At 57.4% G+C, this 11645-nt stretch carries 10 protein-coding genes; 1 reads left to right on the plus strand and 9 read right to left on the minus strand.

The genetic code is table 11. The features are described from left to right. Window positions 1-25: 25 nt before the first annotated feature. The 4 genes from fadD to ABLU96_RS27170 all read right to left on the minus strand — a co-directional run bounded on the left by fadD (window position 26) and on the right by ABLU96_RS27170 (window position 5221). Complete coding sequence (gene fadD / locus ABLU96_RS27155; RefSeq protein ID WP_014229806.1) at window positions 26-1711, minus strand: long-chain-fatty-acid--CoA ligase FadD; 1686 nt, start codon at window positions 1709-1711, stop codon at window positions 26-28. A 208-nt stretch (window positions 1712-1919) separates the two neighbouring features. Continuing rightward, entirely contained in the window at window positions 1920-2504 is a 585-nt protein-coding gene (locus tag ABLU96_RS27160; RefSeq protein ID WP_004852007.1) for a Slp family lipoprotein, read from the minus strand. A gap of 43 nt (window positions 2505-2547) precedes the next feature. Next, window positions 2548-3243: a tRNA (adenosine(37)-N6)-threonylcarbamoyltransferase complex dimerization subunit type 1 TsaB gene (gene tsaB / locus ABLU96_RS27165; RefSeq protein ID WP_064405622.1), complete on the minus strand. Its 696-nt coding sequence runs from the start codon at window positions 3241-3243 to the stop codon at window positions 2548-2550. Window positions 3244-3310: 67 nt separating this feature from the next. After that, the gene (locus ABLU96_RS27170; RefSeq protein ID WP_014229807.1) at window positions 3311-5221 is read right to left on the minus strand and encodes an ATP-dependent DNA helicase; all 1911 of its coding nucleotides are present in this window, start codon (window positions 5219-5221) and stop codon (window positions 3311-3313) included. Window positions 5222-5353: 132 nt separating this feature from the next. Here ABLU96_RS27170 and ABLU96_RS27175 point away from each other — a divergent pair, with 132 nt between their 5' ends. Further along, on the plus strand, window positions 5354-5698 hold the full coding sequence (locus ABLU96_RS27175; RefSeq protein WP_004113724.1) for a RidA family protein: 345 nt from the start codon (window positions 5354-5356) through the stop codon (window positions 5696-5698). A gap of 170 nt (window positions 5699-5868) precedes the next feature. On the opposite strand, the gene ABLU96_RS27180 is transcribed toward ABLU96_RS27175, so the two are convergent. From ABLU96_RS27180 to ABLU96_RS27200, 5 genes are read right to left on the minus strand one after another with little or no spacing between them, the layout of a single operon-like run. Beyond that, entirely contained in the window at window positions 5869-7008 is a 1140-nt protein-coding gene (locus ABLU96_RS27180; RefSeq protein ID WP_014229808.1) for an alginate lyase family protein, read from the minus strand. Window positions 7009-7015: 7 nt separating this feature from the next. Continuing rightward, window positions 7016-8110 carry a sn-glycerol-3-phosphate ABC transporter ATP-binding protein UgpC gene (ugpC, locus tag ABLU96_RS27185; protein ID WP_064405624.1) on the minus strand — a complete coding sequence of 365 codons (1095 nt, stop codon included), beginning with the start codon at window positions 8108-8110 and terminating at the stop codon, window positions 7016-7018. A 10-nt stretch (window positions 8111-8120) separates the two neighbouring features. Continuing rightward, complete coding sequence (locus tag ABLU96_RS27190; protein ID WP_009651976.1) at window positions 8121-8960, minus strand: carbohydrate ABC transporter permease; 840 nt, start codon at window positions 8958-8960, stop codon at window positions 8121-8123. A gap of 9 nt (window positions 8961-8969) precedes the next feature. Then, a complete protein-coding gene (locus ABLU96_RS27195; protein ID WP_025106147.1) occupies window positions 8970-9911 on the minus strand; it encodes a sugar ABC transporter permease in 942 nt (313 codons plus the stop codon). Window positions 9912-9922: 11 nt separating this feature from the next. Then, a complete protein-coding gene (locus ABLU96_RS27200; RefSeq protein ID WP_025106146.1) occupies window positions 9923-11212 on the minus strand; it encodes a sugar ABC transporter substrate-binding protein in 1290 nt (429 codons plus the stop codon). Between the last annotated feature and the right edge of the window lie 433 nt (window positions 11213-11645).

Here is an 11645-nt window from a genome sequence, read left to right on the forward strand (position 1 = left end):
CGGCGTCTGGCGATTCACTCTTAGCTCAGGCTTTATTGTCTACTTTAGCACGGGCTTCGTCACGCAGTTCTCGACGTAAAATTTTCCCGACGTTGGATTTCGGCAGCTCATCGCGAAACTCCACCAGCTTCGGCACCTTGTAGCCGGTTAGCTGGCGACGGCAGAAAGCGATCAGCATCTCTTCCGTCAGCGCCGGATCTTTCTTGACCACGAAAATCTTCACCGCTTCACCGCTGCTGCCGGACGGCACGCCGACCGCGGCCACTTCCTGAACCCCGGCGTGCTGCATCACCACATCTTCGATTTCATTCGGATAGACGTTGAAGCCCGAGACAAGAATCATATCTTTTTTGCGATCGACGATACGCAGGAAGCCCTCTTCATCCATCACCGCGATATCGCCGGTATGCAGCCAGCCGTCCTTGATAATTTCAGCGGTCGCGTCCGGACGCTGCCAGTAGCCCAGCATCACCTGCGGCCCTTTCACGCACAGCTCTCCCGGTTCTCCCGGCGCGACTTCATTATCGTCATCATCCACCAGCTTCGCTTCGGTGGAGGGCACCGGCAGGCCGATACTGCCGCTGTGATAATCGATATCGTGCGGATTGACGCTCACCAGCGGCGCGCACTCCGTCAGGCCATAGCCTTCCAGCAGATACTGCCCGGTCAGCTTAACCCAGCGCTCCGCCACCACCTGCTGTACCGGCATTCCGCCGCCGGCGGAGAGATGCAGTGAAGAGAAGTCTAGCTGCTGAAACTCTTTGTTATTGAGCAGCGCGTTAAACAGGGTGTTGACCCCGGTCATCGCGGTGAAGGGATATTTCGCCAGCTCTTTGACCAGGCCTGGAATATCGCGCGGATTGGTGATCAGCAGGTTCTGCCCGCCCAGCTCTATAAACAGCAGACAGTTCATGGTCAGGGCAAAAATGTGGTACAGCGGTAGCGCGGTAACAACCAGCTCTTTACCGCGGTGCAGCAGCGGCCCGTAGGTACCGTTAACCTGCTCAAGGTTCGCCAGCATATTACGATGGGTCAGCATCGCCCCCTTCGCCACGCCGGTGGTCCCGCCGGTGTACTGGAGAAAAGCGAGATCCTGGGAGACGATTTCCGGCTTAATGTACTGCATACGGTAGCCGTGCTGCAGCGCGCTGCGAAACGAGATGGCGTCCGGCAGATGATATTTTGGCACCAGCCGTTTGATGTACTTCACCACAAAGTTAACCAGCGTCCCTTTCGCCGTGGAAAGCTGATCGCCCATGCGGGTTAAGATCACGTGCTTGACCTGGGTTTTATCAACCACCTTTTCCAGGGTATGCGCGAAGTTGGAAACGATCACAATGGCGGCGGCGCCGCTGTCGTTGAGCTGGTGCTCCAGTTCGCGCGGGGTGTAGAGCGGATTAACGTTCACCACGATCATGCCGGCGCGCAGAATACCAAACAGCGCTACCGGATACTGCAGCAGGTTAGGCATCATCAGGGCGACGCGATCGCCTTTTTGCAGGCCTAATCCTTCCTGTAGATAAGCGGCGAACGCCCGACTGCGCTCCTCCAGCTTACGGTAGGTCATCACCTCGCCCATATTGATAAAGGCCGGCTGATCGGCATAGCGGCGGACGGCGTGTTCAAACAGTTCAACCAGGGATTGATAGCGGTCAGGGTTTATCTCCGCAGGAACGTCCGCGGGATAACGGTTTAGCCAAACCTTTTTCACTGCATCACCTCTGAAATAGTTATTCGTCGTCATCACAGCCCCTGATCAACAAACATTTTGTTAACATTATATTAACTCAGCGTACCAGTTTATTAATTAGCCGTTGTACAGGTTGCGAAGCGCGTCACTATTTATTTTTCTTATTTGACTGAAAACGAAGAAACAGCGGACCAGCCGCTGTTTCTTTTTGCTTACAAAGACTACAAAATCATTCGGTTACAACGTTTCTGACTTCGGCAGGACCGGGGTTATACCAGCCCCAGCCGCCGTACCCGTAGCCCCACGGGCGCGGGCCGAACATCCACGGGTCCATCATCGGCTGCGGCGGCATGACCACCTGCTGGACTACGTTCCAGCGTTTGTAGCCAGTGGCGTTCATCAGCATGAATTTATACGGCGTATTGCCCACTTTACCGTCGACGACGCCGACGATCGGGCCAACCACGGTAACCAGCTGTCCGCGAAAATCCACCGGGTCGATAAAGCCGTTCACGTCGGCAAAAATACGCCCGCGCGACGCTTCGCCCAGCTCCGGACGCGCGGCGTCGTCAAGCTGAACGGTGGCAATTTCCAGGCGAGTTTTACCCTGCTGATTCTGCACGCTGACGACCTTACCGCCAAAACGCGCCTCCTGGCCGACATACAGCTGCGGCGCGTTCATCACGCGGACTAAATCCTGCTGCGGCGTCGGGGTGGTGCCCTTAATGGCATCCGGCACCGAAGCGCACCCGCTCAGCGCAGCAACGACTGCTGCCGCGACTAACCAACGCACTACCCTTTTTTGACCCGCCATGACGCGACTCCTTCCTTCTTCTCAGACATATAGTTACTGAGATTCACTCGCGGCCAGGAAGTTTCTTCCACGCCACTTCATTACGTAAATAAACTGGCTCAGCGTGTTCGACGGCCACGGTTTTTCCCGCCGTAAACAGGTGGCAGGCCAGCGGCAGCATATCCTGCGCCTCAGGCAGCTGAATGTCGCCATCGACGAGCGTTAAACCGCAGTCGCGAGCCATATCCGGCCACGCCTGCCAGCCGGTGCCCACGGTGGCCCACTCGCCTTCCAGCCGCTGAAGCCGCTCGCGAACCGCTTCCGGCTTCAGCACCGCCTCGCTCTCTTCGCCGTGCCAGACGCCCTGCTCATTGCGCTGATATTCCGCCCAGTAGACTTCGCCCATTCTGGCGTCGATGGCCGCCAGCACGCGGGTGGCGCCGTTTTTCCGCCACGCGCCCTGCGCCATGGTCGCCAGCGTAGATACGCCGATCATCGGCAGCCCGGCCCCCAGCGCCAGCCCCTGCGCGATACCGATGCCGATACGCACGCCGGTGAAGCTCCCCGGCCCGCGGCCAAAGGCCAGCGCATCAAGCTCGGTCAATAGCGTTCCGCTTTCATTGAGGACATCCTGCACCAGGGGCAGGATACGTTGGGTATGTTCACGGGGGCAGATTTCAAAATGAGCACTGAGGGTGCCATCATTCCACAGCGCCGCGGAGCAGGCCTCCGTGGCGGTATCGATAGCTAAAATTCGCATGGGTTGTCGCGCTCTCGCTCTAGCAGATTGACAAAATGGCGCGCAGCTTACCACATTTTGCGCCGGATTACCTCGCCGGCGGCACCGCAAGAAAACGCACCGCCCGGCGGATATCGCGCGTGCGCGGCGCAGGCGGAAGGCTCGCGAGGAAGACCGCGCCGTAGGGACGCATCACCAGACGGTTGTCGCAGATAACCAGTACCCCGCGATCGTCGATGTCGCGAATCAGGCGCCCCACCCCCTGTTTAAGGGTAATCACCGCGTCCGGTAGCTGGACCTCGTCAAAAGGATCGCCGCCGCGCAGGCGACAATCTTCCATCCGCGCTTTGAGTAGCGGATCGTCCGGCGAGGTGAACGGCAGTTTGTCGATAATCACCAACGAAAGCGCATCGCCGCGCACGTCCACCCCTTCCCAGAAGCTGCTGGTCGCCACCAGCAGCGCATTCCCGGCGCTGACGAACTGCTGCAAAAGCTGACCTTTGCTGGTTTCTCCCTGCAGGAGCACCGGCAGCGTCATGGTGGCACGGAACTGTTCCGCCAGATCGCGCATCATGGCGTGCGAGGTGCAGAGCATAAAGCAGCGCCCATCGTTGGCCTCAATAAGCGGTTTGAGCATCGCCGCCAGATGGCGCGCCGCGCCGGGCTGGTTCGGCAAAGGTAAATTGCGCGGTACGCACAGCAGCGCCTGATGGGCATAATCAAAGGGGCTGGGCAGCAGCAGGGTTTGCGCTTCGCCAATCCCCAGGCGATCGGTAAAGTGGTGCAAATCGTCATTGACCGAGAGCGTCGCCGAGGTAAAAATCCAGCTCCCCGATTTTTGCGCCATCACCTCTTTAAACTTATCCGCCACCGTCAGCGGGGTCAGCGCCAGAGTAAAATTACGCGAAGTGCACTCATACCAGTAGCTAAAGCCGGGCTGGTTGGTCTCTTTGAGCCGCTTCAGGCGGCCGCGGTAGACGGTGGCCCGCTCAAAGGCGGCGTCGAGCAGCGCCGAGCGGCCCAGCGACAGCTTTGCCACGTCGTAACAGAGCTCGAGCGCATCATCAAGCAGCAGCAGCGCGCGCTGAATGTTGTTATCCGCCAGCAGCTCGCGCAGGTTGCCGCGATAGCCGGGTTCCCCCAGCTGCAGGCGAAAATCCTGCGCGCTCTGGGCCAGGCGGTCGGCGCACTTCTGCAGCTGCTGGGTGTCTTTGAGTTCGGTGCGATAAGCAATGGTGATATCTTTCGCCAGGTCCAGCAGCTGACGGCTGGAGAGCGACTGGCCGAAGTACTGGCTGGCGATGTCCGGTAGCTGATGCGCTTCGTCGAAGATCATCACTTCCGCTTCGGGAATCAGCTCGGCAAATCCGCTCTCTTTGACCACCATATCGGCGAGGAACAGATGGTGGTTGACGACGACCACGTCAGCATCCATCGCCTTTTTCCGCGCCTTCACAACAAAACAGTCTTTATATAACGGGCAGTCGCTGCCGAGGCAGTTATCGTTGGTACTGGTGACCAGCGGCCAGGCCTGGGAATCTTCGGCCACGCTAACGCAGGTGCTGATATCGCCATCAACGGTCTGGTTAGACCACGAACGCAGCAGAATGACATCGCTGAGGGTTTGCACCGGCAGGTCGCCGCCGGCGAGCGCCTGCTGTTCCAGCCGCTCCAGGCACAGGTAGTTCGAACGCCCTTTCAGCAGGGCCAGCTTACCGGTGTACTTCAGCGCTTTGGCGACAGTGGGTAAATCCCGACTGTAGAGCTGATCCTGTAGCGCTTTCGAGCCGGTGGAGATAATGACTTTCTTATTGGCGCGGAGCGCAGGCGCCAGGTAGGCGTAGGTTTTCCCGGTCCCGGTCCCCGCCTCAACCACCAGCGGACGGGTTTCTTCAATCGCGCTGGCGACGGCGAAAGCCATCTGACGCTGCGGCTCGCGTGGTTTAAATCCCGCAATCGCGCTGGCCAGCTGGCCGTCTGCTGCAAAATCGTCGATCACATTACCCCCTGGTTATTTGGACAGTGATTATGTCAGGGTGGAGTCGTTTTCGCCAGTGCGGGTAGTGACGCAGGTGAAACATTATGGCAGTCTTGCCGCAGCTTAATGAACCGGAACAAAGAGGAAATAAACATGACCATTACGCGTATTGATGCCGAAGCCCGCTGGTCTGATGTGGTGATTCACAACCAGACGCTGTACTACACCGGCGTGCCGTCCAACCTTGATGCCGATGCCTGCGCGCAAACCGCCGATACCCTGGCGCAGATTGACGCCGTGCTGGAGAAACAGGGCAGCAGCAAGTCGCGTATTCTTGATGCGACGATTTTTCTTGCCGACGGCGCAGACTTTGCGGCGATGAACCAGGCCTGGGATGCGTGGGTCGTCGCCGGTCATGCCCCGGTGCGCTGTACGGTGCAGGCGAAGCTGATGAATCCGAAGTACAAAGTCGAGATTAAAATCATCGCCGCCGTGTAAGACAGCGTGGCCCCGTAGCCCGGGCAAGCGTAGCGCCGCCCGGGAAGAAGCCGCGCCAAAGCCGTTATCCGGCGCATTCCCCGGATAGCGGCGTAAACGCCTTATCCGGGCTACATAGCAGCCAGGCCGATCGGGCACAGCGCCGTCGCGAGGCAAGAAGTATTGTTCTATCAGCCCGGACACCACATCAGCTGTTCCTTCAGCTGCAGCGTCTCCTGCGGCACACATTTCAGCGCTTCACGATAGCTGGCAGATTGTTTTGCATAGCCCCGCACTGACTGCAGCAGCACGCGCAGCGCGCTATCCCACACGATTCCCTGCAGGTCGCTATAGGGCCAGAGATCCGGTTCCCGGATAAACGGCACCAGGTAATCAATCCCCTGCTTCACGCCTCGCCCATCGCGGATGGCGTTCCAGCGATCGAACTCAACGTGTTCGGCGTAGCGGTTGAGCAGCAGATGCGCCTCCAGATTAAACAGCGAGTAGTGGAACGGAATGGTACGTTCCAGCTCCATCGTCTGCCTGCCGTCCTGGTCAATCTGCGCCGCCATCCGCTGGGTGATCCCCTGCTCGATGATCCGCGCCGCCAGCCCTTTATCGCCATAAAATAGCGCGTTAACCGTCCGCTGAGCGTCGTACCAGGTGCCGTGGTTGTTGTGCCAGACGTACTCAGAGTGGCCGATGTCGCTGTAGTACATCCAGTGGTTAAAGTCGCGGAACCACTGGTGCAGGCCGATGATATCGTCGGTATCAAGCACGCTCGCCGCGTTAATCAAACCGATGGTGTCCACCACCATCCACATTAAGCGGGTATCAATAAGCCCGGTACCGCGACCGGAAACAATCCCCGGGATCGCCTGGCCATAATTCAGATGCGGGTTCATCCGCGTTTCCGCATCAAGGAACCAGCAGCGGATCTGCGCAGCCGCCGCCTGCGCGTACTGGCGCTGACCGGTGAAGTACCACGCCAGCCCGAGGGTCAGGCACCGTTCGCACATGCGGATAATGCGCGAGGTATCCGTGTCGTTGTTCTCACACTGCGGATTAATATGCCCGTCGCGGCGAATATAGGGCAGTCCGTTGGGCCGCCGCGGGTTTGGCCACCAGTAGGTCCCCAGGCTGTAGTAATCGTGCGCGTCGCCGCTCGCCGGGCGCAGCTTTTTATGTACCACGCTTTCCGGCGCTTCCCGACGCAGGATATCCGCCTCCGATACCAGCTTGCTTAGCGCCAGCTGCAGCGGCGAGAAGGGCTGCTTCAGGCCCGCCCGGGCGTTTTCCAGGCAGGTTTCGTCAAGGGTGTACAGCTTCATCGCCACCTTAATTTCCCTCCCGGCAGGCTATGCGCTGGCCGCTTTGCGCATCGAACAGGTGCACGCCGGCGAGCTTCGGCTGCAGCCAGATCTTATCGCCCTCTTTTACGGCCAGACGCTGTTTGAACACCGATGTAAACGCCCCGCCGCCGGTATCGCAGAAGAGCTGCATATCCGAGCCGGTGTTCTCCACCGCCGTCACCTTCGCCGCCAGCGCATCGTCCCGCGCTTCATGAACCACGTTGACCTGTTCGGGGCGAATGGCGTACACCACCTGCTGGCCATCGGTGACCCGTAAACCGGCGGGCAAAGCCAGCAGGGAGCCATCTTTCAGACGCAGGCTGGTGGCGCTACCGTTCAAGACCACGACGCCCGGCAGCTGGTTAATCTCCGGCGAGCCGATAAACCCGGCGACAAACAGATTCGCCGGCCGGTCGTACAGTTCCAGCGGGGTCCCCGCCTGCTCTATTCGCCCGTCGCGCAGCACCACAATCATCTGCCCCATGGTCATGGCTTCAATCTGATCGTGGGTGACGTACACCGAGGTGGTTTTCAGCCGACGATGCAGTTCGCGGATCTCACCGCGTACCTGGGTTCGCAGCTTGGCGTCAAGGTTGGAGAGCGGTTCATCGAACAAGAACACCTGCGGCTTACGCACGATCGCCCGCCCCATCGCCACGCGCTGGCGCTGGCCGCCGGAGAGATCTTTGGGCAGGCGCTCCAGCAGCGGCTCCAGCCCCAGTAGCGCCGCCGCTTCATTCACCTTCTGGCTGATTTCCGCTTTCGGCAGCTTAGCCATCTTCAGGGCAAAGCCCATATTTTCACGCACCGTCATCTGCGGGTAGAGCGCATAGCTCTGGAACACCATCGCAATGTCGCGCAGCTTCGGCTCCACCTCGGTGACGTTACGCTCGTTGATATGTACTTCGCCGCCGGAGATCTCCTCCAGCCCGGCAATCATGCGCAGCAGCGTGGATTTGCCGCAGCCGCTGGGGCCAACGAGGACGCAGAACTCGCCGTCCGGAATCGTCAGCGACACATCTTTAATGACGTGGACATCCCCGTATGATTTGCGCACGCTATTTAATACAACCGATCCCATCGTTAACCCCTTATCCTTTGACCGCGCCGGACATAATCCCGCGATTGAAATGTTTTTGCAGACCCAGATAGACGATGATGCTGGGCAGCATCGCCAGCAGCGTAATGGCGATAAAAATGTTCGGCGTGATGCTCTCATCGGTACGCAGCGTGCCGAGGATCACCGGAATGGTATTCAGGCTGTCCTGGTTGACCACAATCAGCGGCAGCAGGTACTGGTCCCAAATCATAATAAAGCCGAAGGTCACCACCGTGCCGAGCGCCGGTTTTACCAGCGGCAGAATGACGTGGAAGAAAATCTGCCATTCGTTGGCGCCGTCAATCCGCGCCGCCTCTTCCAGCTCTTTCGGTATCGCTGACATAAATTCGGTCAGGACAAAGATGGAGAACGCCCAGCCGACGACCGGTAAAATCATTCCGAGATAGCTGTTGTAGAGCGAGGCGTCGATCAGCGGCAGCCGCCAGTTGATAATCATGTACAGCGGAATGGCGATGACCTCTTCCGGCAGCATCATGGTGGACAAAATCACCAGGCTCACCAGCGCTACGCCGCGAAACTTCTTCCGCGCCAGGGCGTACGCCGCCAGCGCGCTGACCGACACCTGCAGAACGGTGCCGAAGAACACCACCAGAATGGAGTTCAGCAGATACTGCCAGACGCCGATATCCATCCACGCGAAGATGAAGTTTTCCAACGAGAACTGATGCGGCCAGGCCAGCAGCTCGCCCGGCTTCACCGGCGCGCCGCTGAATGCCGTGGCGACGATGCCCCAGAACGGCCCGACAAAGACAATCAGCAGCAGCGCGTAGATGCACCAGCGCCCTGCTGTATCCCAACGTTTGCTTAACATCGCGGCTCCTTAGTAACGGGCGATACGTTTTTTCAGCGTCAGATGACAGAGGGTTAAGATAACCGTGAAGGTGAACAGCAGGAACGACACCGCCGAAGCGTAGCCATAGTCAAACTGCTCAAAGCCCAGCTTGTAGATGTGGGTCATGACCATTTCCGTGGCGTTAGAAGGCCCCCCTCCGGTGGTGGCGTACACCTCGGCAAACACGCGGAAACCACGAATGAAGGAGAGCATCAGTACCACCGAGAGCGCCGGGATCATGCCGGGCAGCGTGACGTAGCGCAGGCGGTTCCACCAGCTGGCGCCGTCGACGTTCGCCGCATCGTATAAATCGCGGCTGATTCCCGCCAGGCCGGCAATAAAGATCACCATGTTGTAGGGCACCGCTTTCCAGATATGCAGCAGCATGATGACGCCCAGCGCCTGATCGGAGCTGGCAAGAAAGCCCTGGTCGGCGACGCCAAACCAGCTGAGGATGTGGTTAACCACGCCGTTGGGCGTCGGGTTAAACAAAATGCGCCACATTTCGGCGACGATCGCCGCGCTGGTAACCGCCGGTAAAAAGATGGCGGTTCGAATAAAGCGCAGATGGCGCGCCGGGCCTTCCAGCAGCATGGCGAGGAAAAACGCCAGGATAGCCGCGGCGAACATCGTTACCACCACGTAAAGCAGGGTATTCACCACCGCCGCGTGCAGCTCTGCGTCGGCAAAAGCGCGGGTGAAGTTATCGAGCCCCACCCACTCGTTGGGCTGATTAAAGTTAACCTTGTAAAAGCTCATCACCAGACCCTGAATCATCGGGATAAACTTAAACCAGCTAAAAATAATCAGCGCAGGCGCTAAAAACAGCCACGGGATCAGCGCCCGCTTACGCTTTGCGCTCAGCCATCCGGTCGAGTCAGGCGAAGCGGCCTGCTTTATCGGCGAGGACTTCGTCTCATGCAGCGTCATAACCTATGTCCTCAGTTAGCCAGCACATTTTGTTTTTTCAGCTCAGCGTTCACCTTGCCGTCGAGCGTCTTCAGCTCGCCGGGAATATCGCTGCCGCAGTCGGCAAAAATCCGGTTAAAACCGTCGGCAACCACCTGGCGCACCGGCGTCCAGTTGGGAATTTGCGGCACGTAGCGTCCCTGTTCGTTGTAAAGTCTGGCGAAAGTTTCCCAGCGCGCGTCCTGATACACGGCTTTGACGTCGACGTTCTTATTCACCGGCAGACGCACTACCGGAATATGCTGGCTGCCTTTACCCATGCCGATCTCCTGACCTTCCGCAGAGATCATAAATTCGATAAATTTTCGCGCCGCCTCTTTCTGTATGCTGCTCTTCATCATAAAGACCGTGGTGCCCTCGGCGAGGGTGGCTTCGCCTTTCGGCCCCGCCACCGGGATCACTTCGAAGTTGTCTTTACCGGGGTCTTTATCGAACAGGGCGATATGGTACGGCCCGCTGAAGAACATGCCGCTTTGCCCGGAGCGGAAGGAGGGAATAACGTCGGCGGTGGTGGCGTTAATCGCGCCCGGCTGGGTGACTTTGTCGCACATCATGGTGCGCATAAAGGTCATCGCCTGAGCCACTTCCGGCGTATTGAGCGAAGCGCTGAATTTTCCGTTCTCTTCTTTAACGAAATCACCACCCGCCTGCCAGATAAAGCTGCTCATAAACCAGCTGGCGTAGCCGCGCGTCGTGGAAGCGGGAACGATAAAGCCGTAGGTATCATTTTTGCCGTTACCATCGGGATCCTGAGTGGTGAAGGCTTTCGCCAGCGTCTGGATATCATCCCAGCTCTTAGGCTGCGGCAGCCCCAGTTTTTCACGCCAGTCTTTACGCACGAAGAGCGCGAAAGTTTGCGCCGAGGTCGGCACGCCGTAATACTTACCGTCGATATAGCGGGTACTCTTCCATGCCGTCTGGAATAGCTGGTCGCCGCCCGCGATCGCCTGCGGGTCAATTTCTTCGGCAATACCCAGCTGGATGAACTGCCCTAGCGACGCCGCATCGTTAAAAATCAAATCGGGTAAGGCGTTGCCCGCCGTGGCGCGCGCCAGCCGCTGTTCAAAGTCGGTGGTGGCGTTGAAATACGCGATTTTGATACCGGTTTTTTCTTCAAATTTTTCCGCCTCCTGTTTGTAGATATTCTTCGAGTCATTGCTGGCGCGGATCCAGACGTTGAGAGTGGTGGCGGCGTAACTTTGACTAACGCCGAGCCCGAGTGCGGTGAGAAGTAACAGTGAACGTAATTTACAGGCAGACATGATGGCATATCCTTTATTGTAGGGCACAAAGGTAATTAAATTCTCAATTAATACACGAAAAAGAATTTGAATATCGCTCAGGCGTTAATACAGCTGGCGCAAGAATTATTTCCATTCATTAGATAGAAATGTATTTCCCAATACAACCGTATAAAAAAGAAATTACGTTTCAAAAACAAGAAAATTGAGACAGATCACACAGGGAAGTGACAAAAAAAGTGACAGAAAATAAATAATCATAAAAATCAATTTGTTATATTTTTACTGATTTTGTTAAAAGATTCAAAAAATAGAGAAAAACGGCAAAAAACGTGATGTACACTGCATTAAAAGCGTCATTATTTATCCAAAACGTTAAACTTGAAGGACATCACAAAAAAAATCACTTTGTCTTTTACACTGCTCGCCATCGAATATTTAAATATATTGTTTT

It is taken from the genome of Klebsiella sp. CN_Kp106 (assembly GCF_040064575.1).
Classification (GTDB): domain Bacteria; phylum Pseudomonadota; class Gammaproteobacteria; order Enterobacterales; family Enterobacteriaceae; genus Klebsiella; species Klebsiella michiganensis.

What these genes read in the sequence shown, in the direction of transcription:
- ABLU96_RS27160 (WP_004852007.1), bottom strand. Translation starts at nt 2,504, where the DNA reads ATGGCGGGTCAAAAAAGGGTAGTGCGTTGGTTAGTCGCGGCAGCAGTC.
- tsaB (WP_064405622.1), bottom strand. Translation starts at nt 3,243, where the DNA reads ATGCGAATTTTAGCTATCGATACCGCCACGGAGGCCTGCTCCGCGGCG.
- ABLU96_RS27175 (WP_004113724.1), top strand. Translation starts at nt 5,354, where the DNA reads ATGACCATTACGCGTATTGATGCCGAAGCCCGCTGGTCTGATGTGGTG.
- ABLU96_RS27180 (WP_014229808.1), bottom strand. Translation starts at nt 7,008, where the DNA reads ATGAAGCTGTACACCCTTGACGAAACCTGCCTGGAAAACGCCCGGGCG.
- ugpC (WP_064405624.1), bottom strand. Translation starts at nt 8,110, where the DNA reads ATGGGATCGGTTGTATTAAATAGCGTGCGCAAATCATACGGGGATGTC.
- ABLU96_RS27190 (WP_009651976.1), bottom strand. Translation starts at nt 8,960, where the DNA reads ATGTTAAGCAAACGTTGGGATACAGCAGGGCGCTGGTGCATCTACGCG.
- ABLU96_RS27195 (WP_025106147.1), bottom strand. Translation starts at nt 9,911, where the DNA reads ATGACGCTGCATGAGACGAAGTCCTCGCCGATAAAGCAGGCCGCTTCG.
- ABLU96_RS27200 (WP_025106146.1), bottom strand. Translation starts at nt 11,212, where the DNA reads ATGTCTGCCTGTAAATTACGTTCACTGTTACTTCTCACCGCACTCGGG.